Source organism: Nesterenkonia natronophila (assembly GCF_003595215.1).
GTDB lineage: Bacteria > Actinomycetota > Actinomycetes > Actinomycetales > Micrococcaceae > Nesterenkonia > Nesterenkonia natronophila.
In genome coordinates this window covers 531,852-547,682 of record NZ_QYZP01000002.1, presented here as the reverse complement: position 1 = coordinate 547,682, position 15,831 = coordinate 531,852, and the positions used below count along the sequence as shown (strand labels likewise).

General features: G+C 58.9%; 18 protein-coding genes and 1 tRNA gene. 6 read left to right on the top strand and 13 right to left on the bottom strand.

Translation table 11 applies throughout. The features are described from left to right. Positions 1–5: 5 nt before the first annotated feature. From D3250_RS07695 to D3250_RS07685, 3 genes are read right to left on the bottom strand one after another with little or no spacing between them, the layout of a single operon-like run. The gene (locus D3250_RS07695) at positions 6–1,520 is read right to left on the bottom strand and encodes a tripartite tricarboxylate transporter permease (protein WP_119902765.1); all 1,515 of its coding nucleotides are present in this window, start codon (positions 1,518–1,520) and stop codon (positions 6–8) included. 21 nt (positions 1,521–1,541) lie between these two features. Further along, positions 1,542–2,036 carry a tripartite tricarboxylate transporter TctB family protein gene (locus tag D3250_RS07690; RefSeq protein ID WP_119902764.1) on the bottom strand — a complete coding sequence of 165 codons (495 nt, stop codon included), beginning with the start codon at positions 2,034–2,036 and terminating at the stop codon, positions 1,542–1,544. A 2-nt stretch (positions 2,037–2,038) separates the two neighbouring features. After that, a complete protein-coding gene (locus tag D3250_RS07685; RefSeq protein ID WP_119902763.1) occupies positions 2,039–3,010 on the bottom strand; it encodes a Bug family tripartite tricarboxylate transporter substrate binding protein in 972 nt (323 codons plus the stop codon). 191 nt (positions 3,011–3,201) lie between these two features. Between D3250_RS07685 and D3250_RS07680 the strand changes: the two genes are divergently transcribed. Continuing rightward, positions 3,202–3,861 carry a GntR family transcriptional regulator gene (locus D3250_RS07680; RefSeq protein WP_119902762.1) on the top strand — a complete coding sequence of 220 codons (660 nt, stop codon included), beginning with the start codon at positions 3,202–3,204 and terminating at the stop codon, positions 3,859–3,861. A gap of 31 nt (positions 3,862–3,892) precedes the next feature. Continuing rightward, positions 3,893–4,567, top strand: a complete 675-nt coding sequence (locus tag D3250_RS07675) for a YoaK family protein (RefSeq protein WP_158583104.1) — start codon at positions 3,893–3,895, stop codon at positions 4,565–4,567. A gap of 20 nt (positions 4,568–4,587) precedes the next feature. Here the strand turns inward: D3250_RS07675 and D3250_RS07670 are convergent, their stop codons facing one another. Next, the gene (locus D3250_RS07670) at positions 4,588–5,013 is read right to left on the bottom strand and encodes a hypothetical protein (protein ID WP_119902760.1); all 426 of its coding nucleotides are present in this window, start codon (positions 5,011–5,013) and stop codon (positions 4,588–4,590) included. Positions 5,014–5,103: 90 nt separating this feature from the next. On the opposite strand from D3250_RS07670, the gene D3250_RS07665 reads away from it, so the two are divergent. Then, positions 5,104–5,192 (top strand) — tRNA-Ser (locus tag D3250_RS07665). 135 nt (positions 5,193–5,327) lie between these two features. On the opposite strand, the gene D3250_RS12020 is transcribed toward D3250_RS07665, so the two are convergent. Both D3250_RS12020 and D3250_RS12015 read right to left on the bottom strand, forming a co-directional pair. Beyond that, positions 5,328–5,924 (bottom strand): integrase core domain-containing protein, encoded by a 597-nt coding sequence (locus D3250_RS12020; protein ID WP_225973212.1) that lies wholly within the window; start codon positions 5,922–5,924, stop codon positions 5,328–5,330. A gap of 225 nt (positions 5,925–6,149) precedes the next feature. Further along, positions 6,150–6,491: a helix-turn-helix domain-containing protein gene (locus tag D3250_RS12015; protein ID WP_225973211.1), complete on the bottom strand. Its 342-nt coding sequence runs from the start codon at positions 6,489–6,491 to the stop codon at positions 6,150–6,152. A 97-nt stretch (positions 6,492–6,588) separates the two neighbouring features. On the opposite strand from D3250_RS12015, the gene D3250_RS11800 reads away from it, so the two are divergent. Beyond that, positions 6,589–6,840: a hypothetical protein gene (locus D3250_RS11800; protein WP_158583103.1), complete on the top strand. Its 252-nt coding sequence runs from the start codon at positions 6,589–6,591 to the stop codon at positions 6,838–6,840. A 259-nt stretch (positions 6,841–7,099) separates the two neighbouring features. Next, entirely contained in the window at positions 7,100–7,873 is a 774-nt protein-coding gene (locus tag D3250_RS07650) for an Ltp family lipoprotein (RefSeq protein ID WP_225973210.1), read from the top strand. Between the two features lie 52 nt (positions 7,874–7,925). Here D3250_RS07650 and D3250_RS07645 read toward each other — a convergent pair whose 3' ends face one another. Genes D3250_RS07645 through D3250_RS07625 form a run of 5 tightly spaced genes read right to left on the bottom strand, consistent with a single transcriptional unit; the run spans position 7,926 to position 13,137 of the window. Continuing rightward, entirely contained in the window at positions 7,926–8,480 is a 555-nt protein-coding gene (locus D3250_RS07645; protein ID WP_119902758.1) for a hypothetical protein, read from the bottom strand. Then, on the bottom strand, positions 8,477–10,030 hold the full coding sequence (locus D3250_RS07640; RefSeq protein WP_119902757.1) for a sodium/proline symporter: 1,554 nt from the start codon (positions 10,028–10,030) through the stop codon (positions 8,477–8,479). Before D3250_RS07640 ends, D3250_RS07645 begins: the two co-directional genes overlap by 4 nt. Next, positions 10,030–10,215 (bottom strand): hypothetical protein, encoded by a 186-nt coding sequence (locus D3250_RS07635; RefSeq protein ID WP_119902756.1) that lies wholly within the window; start codon positions 10,213–10,215, stop codon positions 10,030–10,032. Before D3250_RS07635 ends, D3250_RS07640 begins: the two co-directional genes overlap by 1 nt. Positions 10,216–10,218: 3 nt before the next feature. Next, positions 10,219–11,607, bottom strand: a complete 1,389-nt coding sequence (locus D3250_RS07630; protein WP_119902755.1) for an aspartate aminotransferase family protein — start codon at positions 11,605–11,607, stop codon at positions 10,219–10,221. A 45-nt stretch (positions 11,608–11,652) separates the two neighbouring features. Next, positions 11,653–13,137, bottom strand: coding sequence for a CoA-acylating methylmalonate-semialdehyde dehydrogenase (locus D3250_RS07625; protein WP_119902754.1), 1,485 nt, complete (start codon positions 13,135–13,137; stop codon positions 11,653–11,655). 84 nt (positions 13,138–13,221) lie between these two features. Here D3250_RS07625 and D3250_RS07620 point away from each other — a divergent pair, with 84 nt between their 5' ends. Further along, positions 13,222–14,541 (top strand): PucR family transcriptional regulator, encoded by a 1,320-nt coding sequence (locus tag D3250_RS07620; protein ID WP_119902753.1) that lies wholly within the window; start codon positions 13,222–13,224, stop codon positions 14,539–14,541. Between the two features lie 34 nt (positions 14,542–14,575). Here D3250_RS07620 and D3250_RS07615 read toward each other — a convergent pair whose 3' ends face one another. Together D3250_RS07615 and D3250_RS07610 are read right to left on the bottom strand one after the other, a co-directional pair. Then, entirely contained in the window at positions 14,576–14,878 is a 303-nt protein-coding gene (locus D3250_RS07615) for a P-II family nitrogen regulator (protein ID WP_119902752.1), read from the bottom strand. Positions 14,879–14,893: 15 nt separating this feature from the next. Continuing rightward, positions 14,894–15,823: a sodium-dependent bicarbonate transport family permease gene (locus tag D3250_RS07610; RefSeq protein ID WP_119902751.1), complete on the bottom strand. Its 930-nt coding sequence runs from the start codon at positions 15,821–15,823 to the stop codon at positions 14,894–14,896. Between the last annotated feature and the right edge of the window lie 8 nt (positions 15,824–15,831).

The window sequence follows — 15,831 nt, the reverse complement described above, 5'->3', positions numbered from 1 at the left end:
AGGCGCTATGTCGGCTGAGGCGTATGGGGTCGCTTACGCTGTCGCAGAACATAAATCAGGACAACTACGAGGGCAACCACAAGGATGCTCAGGCTTATGGGCCGCGTGACATAACTGGCGAATGTCGGGTCTAGTTCGACCGACCTGACTAAATTGAGCTCCAAGACAGGGCCGAGAATCACCCCTAGCACAAAAGGCGTCAAGGGTACACCGATACGAGTCATATAGTAGCCCATTATCCCAAAGGCGAGCATTGACCACACATCGAACATACGGTTATTCAAAGCAAAGGTGCCAACAGTCGACAACATCAACACGATGGGAACGATTGTCCATACTGGCATTCCGGCGATTTTAACAAGATATCTTGCTAAGAAAAGCATCAGTAAAATCATCATAATGCCGGAGATAAACAATCCCAGGTAAATCGATCCCATAAGTACCGGTTGCTCCGCGAAAAGGGCCGGCCCCGGCTGGAGACCATACATCATGAGGACTCCGAACATAATGGCCATGGTGATATCCCCAGGGATACCCAACGTCAGAGTCGGCACGAGCACCCCGCTGAGGGTGGCATTATTCGAGGTTTCGGCTGCGACGAGTCCGCGGGGATTGCCCTTGCCGAATGACTCTGGATCCTTAGAGGTGCGTCGAGCCTGGTCGTAGGCAATAAATGTTGAGGTTGTGGCTCCGACCGCCGGCAGTGCACCAATCGACGAACCAATAACACTGGACCGAAGCACGTTCATTTTCTGGCCTATTATATCTTTTACAACCTGAACGTAAGGTATCTTTATCTTGCGGTCTACTTCTTCGGGGACTTCAGCTACACCGCCGTTGGCCTCTGTCTCGTTCTTGTCGAATCGCGTCAGCAGCTGGGAGAAGGCAAACGCCCCGACCAATACGGGGAGAAGCTCAAAGCCACCAGTCATCTGAGGAAACCCGAAGTCGAATCGTACGGATCCCGTAGGCGATATTCCAACGGTCGCTACCAATAGTCCCAACCCTGCCGAGATCCAGCCCAAGACCAACGCGCCATGGGACAAGCTGCCCACCAGCCCTAGAGCGAGAAGGATGACAAGAGTTATTTCCCAAGGCCCGAAATTTAAGCTGAACCTGGCAATTAGAGGAGCCAAGAAGACTAAAATTGCCAACCCAATAATGTTGCCGAAGAACGACGAGATAATGCCTAGCCCGAGCGCGCGACCAGGTTCACCACGAATGGCTAGCGGATAACCATCGAAAGTTGTTGCTATTGATGAGGCGGTACCTGGGATGCCCAGCAATACGCTTGACACGACTCCACCTGAGTACCCCCCCACAAGCACTGAAATCATCAGTGCTATGCCCTGCACCGGGTCCATACCAAACGTGAAGGGGAACGCCAACACGACCCCCATAGTGACTGTGAATCCGGGGATTATTCCGGCGGTGATGCCGAACATAGTTCCGACAAGCATCGTGAGAAGCACGGGCAGGGTGAAGACCTCATCCAATGCGCTTAATATAAAGAAATCCATTTTATACCTTTATTGGCGGTCTCATGGCAGGAATATACGAAGCACGTCGGTGAATATGTACTCCAAAGCAAACGGCAGTCCCACAGATATCACTGAAACGATTAGCAAGGCCTTAGGGCTACGCTTTTGCATCAACACCACCTGGCAGGATAGGAGAAAGAAAATCGATGCGTATACGAAGCCGAGTGGCTCGAGTAAGAGCAGATAGACGACGAACAGCGCTACGACCAGAGCTGGTTTGGCATGTCTTTCCCGGACAGTCTCGAGCATGGCGCGAACACCCCGTGGCTCATCTTCGTCAACACCGCGCCGGGGCCTGAGAGCTACAAGTATGCCTAAGGCCACCAGACCAAAAATCAGTAAACGAGGATATGTTTCAGGCTCGTTTACACTTCCCAAACCGTAACCGGCTGAAAATTTCAATGTCTGCCAATACGCTACGAGGGCTAGAAGAACCACCACTCCAGCGAAGAGCCTGTCCTGAGTGCTGACCTTATTGCTGGGAGTTGTGGTCATGACTAGAAGGTCATGTCTTCCGCCAGTTCGTTGTAACTCTCCTCAAGCTCTTCCAGGAAGTCCGCGTATTCGTCATGTGGAAGAAATGAAGTCTCGGTTCCGAATCCAGCAACCTGCTCTTGGAACTCAGGGTCGTTGGTGACAATTTCAAAGGCATCGCTGAGCTGCTCTACGATCTCAGGCGGAGTCCCCTCAGGGGCGAACACTCCCCTGGCCGTGCTGTACGTGAAGTCGTAGCCTTGCTCTTCGAAGGTTTCAGCGTCCGGAAGCGCCTCGAGCCTTTCGGTGTGCGCAACTCCAATTGAGGTTACGGCTCCTGTTTCAAACTGAGACTCTGCGGCCGCTGAGTCTGCATACACGCCAGCGATTTCTCCGCTCTGCACTGCCGTGAGAGCGTCTGTTGTTCCCACGTAATTGACGAAGTTGAGCGAGTCCGCGGGTAGGTCTAGTTCATCGAGCATCATTTGGGCGAAGAAGTGGCTCGTGGAGCCTGTCGTGATCCCCCAAGACACTTCGCCAGGGTTGTCACGCACTTCTTGGACGAAATCATCAGCGGACTCCCAGCCGGTGTCAGCGCCCACCGTTGCAATAATGGGCGTTTCCGTCAGCAGTGCCACAGGTTCGAATGCGTCGTGTGAGTAGTCTGAGACACCGGCAATATTGGTCTGGATCACAGTTTCGTGCGTGCCCAATAGCGTGTAACCGTCCGGTTCAGAATCCTTCACCTCCCGCGACCCATTGGTTGCGGAGGCCCCGGGAACGTTGCGCGGCACCACAGGCTGACCGAGCTCGTCCTCGAGTTGGGTTATAGCTGCTCGAAAGATGATGTCCGTTCCCCCTCCTGGCTCGTAGGGAATAACGAACGTCAGGCCTTCCGAGGGGTACTCATTGTCTTCGGAGTCTCCGCCGCATGCTACGAGGCCTAGCGAGGCAATACTTACGCACGCGGCCAATTTCGTCTTGATACTCACCATGGTGCAGTCCTTTCATATGGCGGGGACGACTCGTGTGTTGATCCACGCCGAAGGAGACGCGTATTGAGAAGCCACCGAGTGGTTCATTTTCGCGAGTGATCTGCTTCACTTCGAATCAGATACTATAAGATTCTAGAATCACTGGCAACAGGTCTCGGTGAAGCTGCTACCGATTTGGAGGAGTCTGCAAGGTGACAACAACCAGGAAGTCTCGCGATGAGGGTGCCGCTTCAGTGAGCAACAGAGTGCAAGTAGCCATCCGGGATGGCATCATCCGCGGACAGTTTGAGCCGGACCAACGCATTAACGTGGACCGGGTGTCCCGTGACCTCGAAGTTAGCGCCATCCCCGTTCGAGAAGCTTTGCGCTCTCTCGAGGTCGAGGGCTGGGTCTACTTCATTCCTAAACGTGGTGCTTTTGTCAGTTCGCGCACTGAAGAGGAAGCCCAGGAAGTCTTCGAGGCGCGACTCATGCTGGAGCCTCAGATTGCTCTGTTGGCTGCCTCCCGCAGGACAGAGGCAGACCTTGAATCCCTAGATGATCTGGTTCGGGCGGGTTACGAAGCATCCTCTCGAGACGATCTGACTAAGTTTCTCGATATAAACACTGAGTTTCACAGGATGATGGCGGCTTGTACCCGAAACTCAGTGATCATTCGGCTCTATTCACGAATTCTTGGGTACGTGGAGCTGTATTACGGGGCGGCTGTGGTCCAACGAATCGCCATGTCTGCCCGAGAGCACGAAGCGATCTACCGTGCCGTGCTTGCCAGGGACGGCAAGGAGGCACAGAGACTAGCGTCTGAGCACGCTGGTGCTACGTTCGAGACATTTCTGCCAGCAGACAATTAGATGTGGTTACGATTCCGAAAATGGGTGCCGTGTGAATAAATCTAGAAGTATCAGCGTCTTATCATTATTAGCTTTCACAGCTGGTTCATTGGATGGGACGCTTTTTAGTCTATTCGACAAAGCTTTCGCAAGTATCATGACCGGCAATATAATTCTATTTGGTGTGGCTGTTGCCTCCGGCTCGTTGCAGCAGCTTGTGGTGTTATGTGGCGCTTTGGCAGGCTACGTATTTGGCGTTTTCGTGGGTGCTCGTATCGTCCGAGGCTACTCTGATCTCTTTCACCTCAGGCGATGGCCGTCGCGCATGGTCTTGAGTCTAAGTGTTACGTGCATCCTGCTGATAGCTTCACTCGCGTTTCTGGCGGCATTTGGTGAGGACACCAATGCATTACCTTTCCTATTCTTCTTGCTGGCACTTGCGATGGGAATTATGGCAACTGCTGTCAGAAGAATAGGAAGTAGCGTTTCTGTTACATATCTGACCGGTGCGATCACGCAGTTTTGGGAGCGTCTTGCGACCCGCGCACCGTTATCTGAATCGGGATTGGTTTCATCAGTAAGCGTCGCTTCACTGGTACTAGGGGCCATTCTCGGAGGGGTATCGAGCGCTTACCTTGGCAAGCTGGCTCTGGGCCTACCGATTCTAAGTGTACTCGTCGCTATCCTTATCATCGCTTCTGTAAATATTCATGCGAAGAATACTTAATTATATGAGATTTTCAAGATTTATTTGAAGACTGACTCTGCATCGCTTAGAGAGTCAAGGACCTGGCTCGCGCGGTGGCGCACCGCGTCCAGCTGCCCGTTGCTCAAGCGCACCATCGCCTCGGCCTCAGCGGTAGTCGCCACGTGGTTGGCCGCCCGGGACAAACCAGAGTGCAGCGCATGCGCCCCCTGCGGGATCTGCATTTCAGTAGCGGGGAATTCCAGCTCTCCGCGCCGACACAGTTCGTAGACTCGGGGAAGCTGCTCCGCAAGTTGGTCCCCTATGAGTACCAACTGGTTGTACACGGCGTCGTCATCGACACCGTCAAGTATCTGGTGGTACCGGTCCAAGCCGCGGACGTACCGATCATGGGCCTGGCGCCACAGTCCCTTGCCGAGCTCCTGATCAATCTTCTTGGCTCGGCGACGCCCTTTGAACAGCTTCATAGTGCCGCCCAGTCTACGTGTCGAGCGCCCGCGATTCGGTTAGAGTCGCCCAACCAGTTTGGCGTATAGTAATCTGCCGGACGTAGTCCAGGTGCGGTGACCGAGCGGCCGAAGGTGACGGTCTTGAAAACCGTTGTAGGCAACCCCTACCGTGGGTTCGAATCCCACCCGCACCGCCATGTGAGGTCCCGCGCCATTGTTCATTGAATGTCGCGGGACTTTTTCTATTTTTGGGTGTGGATGTCCCGGGTCATCGTGCACTATTTTGGGGTGCTGTCCCGGGTCATCGTGCACGGGGTGTCTCCCGTCATCGTTCATTTTTTGGGTTGGTAGTTCTTGGCTGGGTTGAGGGTGTGCTCGGCGATGATGGTGCCGGTGGAGCGGTCGATGACCATGGTGTGGTTGCCGTGGGCGAGGAGGATGACCCGGGTGCCGGCGTGAGGGCGACCGACGCCGAGGTGTCGGAGTTTCCCGGCGTAGCGAAGGGTGAGTTTCCCGGCGGTGTCGATCCTGTCGTAACGGATTCTCCAGAGCGTGGAGCCGATCTCGATGACCGGTTGGGCTTTGGGTGTGCCGGTGTAGACAGCTTCTGGGGTGCGTCTGTCCAGGGCCCGGTGTGGGCGGTGAGTGTTATAGATGATGGTGAATGTGGCCAGTTGGGTGTTGAGCTCATCAATGGTGTCGGTGAGCCCGTCGGCGTGTAGCCAGCTTTTCAGGGTCTGGTGGAACCGTTCGATCTTGCCTTGGGTGGCGGGGTGGCCTGGGGAGCGTTGATAGATACCGAGGTCGGCCAGTAGTTGTTCGAATCCGTTAGATTGGGTGTTCCGTCCGGCTTTGAGCCTGGCTAACCGGGTGGTGTAGACCATCCTGTTATCGGTCAGGGTCGCTGCTGGTGGCCCGTAGTGGTTCATGGTGGTGATGAGGGTTTCTAATACGATCGGGCCGGTGATTCTGGGGTAAGCGCCGATGCTGAGGAGTTTGCGGGAATGGTCATCTCACCAGGAGATAATCCCTACATTGGTGCCTTGGGCTAGGGGCCAGTGGGTGAAGTCCGATTGCCAACACCCATTCGGTGCCGCCGCTTAAAAGCGGCGCCAGGAGGAGCGGGGTCGTTTCGGCGGTTGCGGGGTGATTTTCTACGCTCGTGTGAGGATCCGCCAGATCGTGGTGGCACTGGGTCGACCCGCTGGGGGCAGCCGGTCCCAAATCGACTGCGGGCCGGCATCGAAGCCTTCAGAGATCAGGCTCTGCCGCAGGGCCAGCACAGCCGCAACGATGACAGGGTCTGTGGCACGTGGATTAGTATGCGGTGCCCGTGAGCGTGGGTCCACCGCCTCCAGGCCGCCGTGGCGGGAGCGGGCTAAGAGCGTGTAGACCCAGCGGACCGAGACACGAAATCGCCTCGCAGCCTCGCTGGGGGTCAGTCCACCGTCGGTAACAGCCAAGACGATCGTACGGTTCTTATTGGTATCGGTCATAGATGAACAATGACCCGAAACAGCTACTGAAAGATGTCTCGAGAGACCCACTGAACCATGTCCTGAAACACCCAGTGAACGATGTCCCGAGACAGCAGTGAACGATCTCCTGAAACCAGACACCACCCGCACCGCCACAGCATCCGGTGGCGCGATGCCGATTCAGGATGGGTCAAAGCCCATGATCAGCTACACGTTGGCCTTTTACCTCAGCGGCAATCCGATCCTCTTATATAGGGACATAGCCTCACTCAGGGACTATAACTCTCTGCTGGCGCAGGCATCAGGGGATCTCCCCACCAGGCTCACCAATGGGCTGGTCTGCAGACCCTGGCACGCCGTCCGGTGAGACGCCTGACGACAGCACCCGACCCACTACGTGTCCTACCCCTCCCCTACGTTTGTCTTTATGGGCTTGGAGGTCTACACGTACGCGCTGAACGGGCAGTTCACCAATCGGGTGATGCCCGGCGACTTCAGAGGCAACTGCTGCAACTCAGCACGCACGGTCCAGCCAACACCAAACCTAGGCGCGATGCAGCGGGCATACGCCGCTACGAATCGTCACCAGATCGCGGTGGGGATCACTTACACCTTGAGAGGGAATCATGACAGAGGCAAGCTATTCACAGACAGCCTCAACACGGAATGACCCCGAGAGACTGTCTCTGTGGCAGCGATTCAAGCGGTGGCCGCTGGTCGCCCGCATTAGCACTCTCGGATGCGGCGGGCTCGTTGCTTTGTTCGCGCTCCTTCTGATGCTGGCCGTCATCATCCAGGTGGTTGACCCAGAGGGAGCTGAGGAACGTGCCTCCGAGGCTGAAGAGGACCGGATGGCACAAGAGGATCAAGAGGCGGAGGAAGAGGCCGAACGACAGGCAGACGAAGAGGCTGAGGCCGAGAGGCAAGCCGAGGAGGAGGAGGCTGCTGCTGAGGCGGAACGTGAAGCTGAAGCCGAGAGGGAGGCTGAAGAAGAAGCAGAACGAGAAGCCGAAGAAGAGCGTCAAGCCGAGGAAGAAGAAGCAGAACGAGAAGCCGAGGAGGAGCGGGAACGCGAAGAGCGGACGGCTGAGGAAGAGGCAGCTGAGCCTGACGAAACTTCGGGCCAGAGGAACGCCCGGTCTTCAGCTGAGTCGTACCTGAACTACACCTCGTTTTCTCGTCAGGGGCTCATCGAGCAGCTTGAGTTCGAAGACTTCAGCAGAGACGACGCCGAATACGCCGTGGACAACGTAGGGGTGGATTGGTACGAGCAGGCGGAACTGTCCGCCCAGTCCTACCTTGACTACGCGTCATTCTCTCTTCAGGGACTCATCGACCAGCTAATATTTGAGGGGTTTACCCCCGAGCAGGCGGAGCATGGAGCCAATGAGGCGTACTGACCCCCCCCCTTGGCGGTCTACCTGACGATAGGATCCACGGCCCAGAGACGGTTCAAGCAGCAAACACGTAATGGTTGCCGTTGAGCGCATCTATGATGACTTCGAATTTCCTGCTGTTGTAAGTGCCGGTCACCCACCAGTTGGGCTTGCCGAAGAGAACCGGGTCCTGGTGGGCTTCGATGCGCCCGGCGAAGTCCAGCCGACGGCGGCGCAAGACTACACCGTCCACCAGCCGCCAGGCAGTGTCTTTGGCCTGAGCATCTGAGACTTGGCGTACCGGGGGTTTGACGGTGCTGCTGACACCCACCTGTTCGATCGGCACAAAGTCCACATTGTCCCAATGCTCAGTGGCATAGGCCCGCCCGCCCACGAGGTCAACCAGAGCGTGGGCGAGCATGGGCCGGGCCAAGGGGCGGCGCCACTGGAAGGCGACGCCGAGCATCGGGTGGTGGTACAGGTCAGTGCGGACGTGCTCAGCCCCGGGAAGCCTGCGCCGGACCCACTTCATGACCTGTTGCTCAGAGATCGCTACCGGCCACGCAACTCTAGGGCTCTCCCCGAGTCCAGTGGAGCTCTCAGCTTCCGAGGCGATCTCAGCAGCGTTCATCGGTCCTCTTCATTCGAAATGACTGGCCGCTGGGTTGAGAGGGTGCGGTCTTCCCCTACCAGTAGCCGTTTTGGCGCGGGTGCCACCTTCATGGTTTCCTCCACCGCAGCAAGCACCCGCGGCGGTACTGGGTGGGACTTCTGAGTGGCCAGGGACACCACGATAAGCGTGATGACCGAAGCGCTGAGTCCGAAGACCATGGCGTCCAAGCCGATGCCGTCTTCAGTGTTGAGCAGCTCAGCAGTGATGGCCGCGACCGTGCCGCTGATCATGGAGACAATCGCACCTGGGGTGTTCGCACGCTTCCACCAGACAGCGCATACGTAGACAGGAACGAAAGCCGACCCGAGTACTGATGTGGCGAAGACGACAACATCGAAGACGCCAGGTGGGCGGATCAACGCAAAGCTGAGGCCGATGAGCGCGACGATCACAATGGCGACTCGTGAGATCGTTACAGAACTCCGCTCCCCCAGATCCTTCTGAACGAAGCGACGCCACAGATCCTGGGACGCAATGGTGCCGGTTTGCAGGAGCAGTGAGTCCGCTGTGGACATAATCGCAGCCATGATTGCCGCCATGACCAAGCCAACCGCGAACGGCGGCAGCACGGTATTGGCGACCTCAAAGATCGCCATCTCCGGGTCAGCCAGATTCGGTACGATCAGCAGGCCCATCATGCCGATGATGTAGGCGGCCGGGATGAACAGGAAATTGAATCCAGTGGCGTACAAGCCGGCCCTGCGGGCAATAGACGCCCGCCGCATAGACATGTGACCGACGTTGACATGCGGCCAACCCATGTAGCCGATGGAGAAGACCAGGAGAGCGCCGAGGATCAGACCCCATTGGCCGAAGTACTGGCCTTCTGCACCCCACATGGTGAGCAGGTTCTCGTTGAGGTCGGCCAGTCCCTGGTTGCCAGCGGTGAAACCGCCAACGTACTGCAGGGTGGCGATGAAGATCCAGAGCATGCCGATGACCATAATGATCGACTGCAGGAAGTTCGTGTACGCCACTGCAAGGAAGCCGCCGAGGAACGTGTAGGCCAGGATGACGCCGATCGCAATGACAAGCGCGATGTTCAAGTCCAAGCCCGTTACAAGTGACAGGCCCTGCCCTCCGGCCAGCAGCTGTGCCAGCACATAGAAGAACATGCAGAAGAGCGCGATGGGCGCAGCCACCAGGCGGGTCCACTTGGAGGGATAGCGGTGCTCCAAGTACCCGATAGAGGTGATGGAGCCCAGGAGGTGGGAGAGCTTACGCATCCGCCGACCGATGACGGAGAGGTTGATAACACCGCCGCCGATGTCGCCCAGCGCGTACCACATGCCGTAATAACCCTGGCTATAACCCAGTCCACCAGCTCCGAGGAACATGTAGCCGGACATGGAGGTGCTCTGCAGGCGTAGGGCCGTAACACCCGCGTTCAGTCTCCGGCCTCCGAGCAGGTACCCGGCACGGTCTTTCGCCGTAGAGCGATTGACTGCTACGCCAATAGCGATGACCGCAGCGAAGTAGAGCAGCAGGAAAGCGAGTTCCATACTCATCAGGAATCACCACCTCCGGCTCGGGGCGAGACCGTGCCCGCATCATCCTCCTCAGAGGAAGGCGCGTAGTCGGCGTCCTCAACGGCCCAATTGGACGTCGAAAAGTAGAACACCAGGGTGTAGATGACCCAAAACGCCATCACACCACCGATGATCAAGGTCGTAGTCGTCGGGAGTCCAAACATGGCTCACTTCCTGTCGACGAAATCGTCTGCAAGCTTCAGGGCCTCGTCCACCACATCCAGGCCGAAGTTCAGGTCTTCGCGGGTGATGTTCAATGGTGGGCAGATGTGGAGGCGGTTCATGTTCATGAACGGCACAGCGCCCCTGCTCCGGCACTCTGCCATGATGTCCTTCATGACCGAGGCGGTCTGCCCGTATGGCGCGATGGGCTCCTTGGTGTCCCGGTCCTGCACCAGCTCAATCGCCCAGAACGCTCCAACCCCCCGAACGTCACCCACGGAGGGGTGCTTGGCCTTGATCTCGGCCAGTCGGGGACCAAACACTTCCTCACTCAGCCGTTGAACGTGTTCGAGCACGCCTTCACTCTCCATGGCCTCGATGGCGGCAACTGCGGCTGCCGCAGCCAAGGGGTGCCCGGAGTAAGTCAGCCCGCCGGGGTATGCCCGGTCGGCGAAGGTGGCGTAGATCGAGTCGTCCATCACCACCCCACCCATCGGCACATAACCGGAATTCACACCCTTGGCGAAGGTGACGATATCCGGTTCGACATCAAAGTGCTGGTGGGCGAACCACTTTCCTGCCCTGCCGAATCCTGCCATGACCTCATCGAGAATCATGATGATGCCATGCTCGTCGCACAGCTTTCGTACGCCTTCCATATATCCCGGAGGGGGCACGTAGATGCCGGCGGTGCCGGGAATCGCCTCTAGGACGATGGCGGCGACCTGGTCTGTGCCCTCGAGCATCATCACATCGCGCAGGTGGTTCAGCGCACGCTCGGTCTCCTGCTCCTCGGTCTCCGATCCGAAGTGGGACCGGTACGTGTAGGCCGGGAAGAAGTGCACGACGCCGTCGCTGGCCCTGTCTGAGGCAAACCGCCTGGGGTCACCAGTGAGGTTGATCGCCAGATGTGTGCCACCGTGGTAAGCCCGGTAGGCCGAGAGCACCTTGTGCCGACCGGTGTGCAACCGGGCCATCCGTACAGCGTGCTCGTTGGCATCTGCCCCGCCATTGGTGAAGAACACGTGGTTGAGATCATTGGCCAGCCGGTCGGTGATCAGCCGGGCGGCCTCAGAGCGGGCGCCGTTGGCGTGCTGCGGAGCAATGGTGCACAGCTCTTCAGCCTGCTGCTTGACGGCTTCGACCACTTTGGGGTGCTTGTGGCCCAAGTTGGTGAAGATCAGCTGGGAAGCGAGATCGAGCACCTTCTTGCCCTCACCGTCCCACATCCACGAGCCTTCGGCATCGACCACGGTCATGGGATCGATCTGTTCCTGTGCGCTCCAGGAGTGGAAGACGTGCTTGCGGTCCAGCTCGTAGGCCCGGCGGCCAGCCTCCATTTGGCTCTCGGAGATGCGCCCGTCCGTGATCTGTTCAGTAGCCGTCTGGCTCATAGTGCCTCGTTTCATACAGAGTTGGTGCTTGCCGTGACGGCGTGCTCAGTCGTTCTGGGGGAAGCCCAGTTCCAGCCCACCTTCGGCGGGGTCGCCCCAGCGGGAGGTGACCACCTTGCCGCGGGTGTAGAAGTTGACCCCTTCTGCGCCGTGAGCGTGGGAATCACCGAACAAAGAGTTCTTCCAACCCCCGAAGGAGTAGTAAGCCATGGGAACCGGAATCGGAACGTTGACTCCGATCATGCCGACCTGCACCTCCATCTCAAAGTGCCGGGCGGCCGCACCGTCGCGGGTGAAAATGGCAGTGCCGTTGCCGTATTGGTTGCTGTTGATCAGCTCCAGCGCCTCGTCATAGTTCTCAGCGCGAACCACCGAAAGCACGGGGCCGAAGATCTCGTCCTTGTAGGCGGCCATCTCAGAAGTCACACCATCCAGCAGGGTCGGACCCAAGAAGGCAGCGTCGGTCTTATCCGCCTCAGACCATGTGCGCCCGTCGACGACAAGCTTGGCACCTTCAGCTTCGGCGCCATCTACGTAACCACGGACTTTGTCCCGGTGGTCCCGGGAGATCAGTGGACCTAGGTCAGGGTTGTCGCCCTGCATCGTAAGCCCTCGGGTCCGCTCTGCGATCTTCTCGACCAATTCATCAGCGATATTGCCCACGGCCACCACCACGGATATGGCCATGCAGCGCTCTCCCGCAGAGCCATAGCCTGCCGAGACAGCGCTGTCGGCGGCCTGATCCAGGTTGGCATCAGGCAGCACCAGCATGTGGTTCTTCGCTCCGCCCAAGGCTTGGACGCGCTTTCCGGCAGCGGTTCCGGTCTCATAGACATGCTGAGCTACCGGTGTGGAGCCTACGAAGGAGACCGCTTCAATATCGGGGTGGTTGAGCAGGCCATTGACCGCGTCCTTGCCTCCGTGGAGCACATTGACCACACCGTCGGGCAGACCTGCCTCTTTCCAGAGTTCGGCCTGCCAGTTCACGGCGCTGGGGTCTTTTTCACTGGGCTTGATGACCACGGTGTTACCGGTAGCGACGGCCAAGGGGGTGAACCACATCGGCACCATGGCCGGGAAGTTGAACGGAGTGATGACGGCCACCGGCCCCAGCGGGTGACGGCCGGAGCGGACATCCACGCCGGTCGAGGCGTTCTGCGTGGCTGAGCCTTTGAGCAGGTGCGGGGCGTTGCAGGCGAATTCGACGACCTCCAGGCCTCGAGTCACTTCACCCAGAGCGTCGGAATGCACCTTGCCGTGCTCACGCGTAATGATGGCCGCCAGCTCGTCCTTCCGAGCGTTGAGCAGCTCCCGGTAGCGGAACAGAATCTGAACCCGGCGGGACAGGGACACAGATCTCCAGGAGGCGAAGGCGGCCTTCGCGGCGCCGACCGCTTGGTCGACCTCAGCGGAGGAGGCGAGCGGGACGTTTCCCAGAATTTCTCCGGTGGCGGGGTTCTCCACCTCAGCGGTTGCGGAATCAGCGGGCATGACCTCTTGGCCATTGATCAGGTGCGGTGTATTCGTCATCACCCCATCATCGACCACCTATGTGCGCAGTCACAGTGACAAGCTGTTCGCTTCTCCTGGCAATTTCTTTCATACTGTAAACCTATGAACGACGGCGCCGCGGCAGTCCAGTTGCGGGTATCTGATGTGTTAGAGCTCCGCTCCTTTCTGGAGTCGCGCTGGGAGTTGCTGACCCCTAACGCTGAGCTGACCTCCCCGGTCCGTTGGGTGCATACCGTTGACGACCCACGGCCAGCTGCTCTTCTGCAGGGCAAAGAGTTCGTACTCTCCACACTTTCGCGGTTCACTGAGGACGCAGAGGACCTCATGTCTCCCTTGCGAGCCTATTTGGACGAGCTGGATGAGGTGCAAGCCTCAGCGCTGGCTGTGGAGGTCCTTGCCGACCGGCCCCGGCTGCGTGAAACTCTGCGTGCCGTGGCAGCAGAACGGCGGTCAGGTGAGGCTGACCCCTTGCCCATTGTGCTTTTCACTGAGCAGGTGCGCTTTGTCGATATCACCGAGGACTTTCACCAGTTGCTCATGGCCCGGCATATCGCTCAGGAATCGAGCATTGACTCCGCCGACCCGTTGTTCGAGGTCTCCACCCAACTGATCCGCGACGTCATCGGCGGGCATCTCAATTCCGCAGAGGAAGCGTCCCAACGGGCTCAACCGCTGGGGGTGGCTGGGGCGGCCCAGTACCGGTCGCTGGTGCTGCGGCTGCGCTCCGTTGGTCGCCTCAGTGCCGCCGAACGAGCGCGCGCCAAGGAGCTGACCGTGCAAGCCATCCGCAGGGTGGCAATAGACGCCCATAGCAAGGTTCTGGTGGGACAGTCATCCCCCAAAGACATTGGGATCATCATCGCTCTGGAACCCCATCAGGCGCAGACACCCGAGGCGGATTTCGGTCTGGCACTCCAGGGCGCGGTGGCTAAGGTCCGCAGTTCAGGAGTGGTCCCAGCGTTTGACGTGGCCACTGGCGAGCCAAATCCGACGATCCTGGCCGCAATCAAGGAACTCGAGTCAGCGCAACAGGTGCTGCACAGTCTGGAGAGAATCCTCCCCCGCGCGGACCATTTCCCGCACCTGGGCGCCGGCGCTGCTGAACGTGGGTTCTGGCGGGCTTCCGATCTGGGAGTGCTCGGGCTGCTGGCCCGGGTGGAGGACAGAGAGGCGATCGATTGGTTCGTCTCGGCGCAGCTGGGATTCCTCACCGGTCCCGACGCCCAGGAGCTGCGCGAGGTGCTGCGAGCCATGGCTTCCCCGACCCGCAGCAAGTCTGAGGTGGCCGCTGAGCTTGGGATCAGCAGACCGACCCTCTATTCGCGCGTTCGCCGGGTGGAGCGTCTGATTGGTCAGGAGCTCACCGATGAGGTCATCCAGACTATGCACCTGGCACTGTTGGCGGAGGATCTGTTCTCCTGAAGGTCGCGTGCTGGTTCAGGGGCCCTACGCCGCGTCAGAACTTCGTCGGCCGCAACACCTCAACTTCGGCGATGAAGAGGATCATCGCGTAGTCCTGGTAGTAACGGTCATGAAGGTGCGCCGCCAGGGATTGAGCGGTCTCAGCGTCGCAGACTACCTCCACTCGGATGTTGGCACTGGCCGGCCAGCCCGCGTCCCGCACTCCGTGGTCTCCTTTGCCGCGGGCGTCTGTGACCGTGTAGCCGTGCGCGCCGCTCCGGTCGATCTCCCGGATCAATGTGGTCTCCAGTGCTGCTTCCGTAACAATGGTCAGCAGTTTTCGCTTGTATGAATTCACGGAATGTCTCCTTTATTAGCCGAGGACCCAGGTGGCCATGGCGTGATAGATGGGGATGCCGATCAGGACGTTGAAAGGGAAGGTGACTCCGAGGGCGGCTGCCAAGGACAGTGTGGGGTTGGCCTCCGGCACAGAGATGCGCATTGCCGCCGGCACCGCGATATATGAAGCGCTGGCGGCCAGTGTGGCGAGGATGACGGTTCCACCGAGTGAGAGCCCCAACATCAAGGCGGTGGCGGTCCCCACGACGGCGGAGAACAGCGGCATGGCGATGCCGAAGGCCACCAGGAACAGCCCGTACCGGCGCAGACCGGTCAGCTGAGCGGCGGTGATGAGGCCCATCTCCAGCAGGAACAGCGCAAGAATGCCCTTGAAGAGGTCCATGAAGAGCGGTTCGAGCGGCAACACCCCCTCCGGCCCGGCTGCCCATCCGATTAGCAGCCCGCCGAGCAGAAGCACAATGCCTTTGCCGAGGAAGACCTCGTGCACCACTGAGCCCCAGCGCGTGGAGCGGGAGACGCCTCTGGCCAGGATGATCCCGACAATGATGGCTGGCACCTCCATCAGAACCAGCAGCAGCGGCATGTGCTCTTCGAAGGAGACCTGCTGGCTGCCCAGGTAGGCAACAGCCACCGCATAGGTGCCGACGCTGACAGAACCGTAATGGGCGGCGATTGATGCCGCGTCTGCACGCTGCAGACGGCCCAGCTTCCGCAATACGGGGAAGGCGATCAGAGCCAGCACGAAGCCCAGCACCACCACGGCCACCATCTGTGGCAGAAGTTGGCCCAGCGGCTGCTTCGCCAGCTCTATACCGCCTTTGAGGCCAATGGCTAGGAGCAGCACGATGGTCACGAATTCGTAGACAGCTGCTGGCAGCCGAAGCTCTGAGCGCAGCAGTCCGGCAGTGATGCCCAGCACAAAGAAGAGTATGACGGGATCCATGGCGCCGG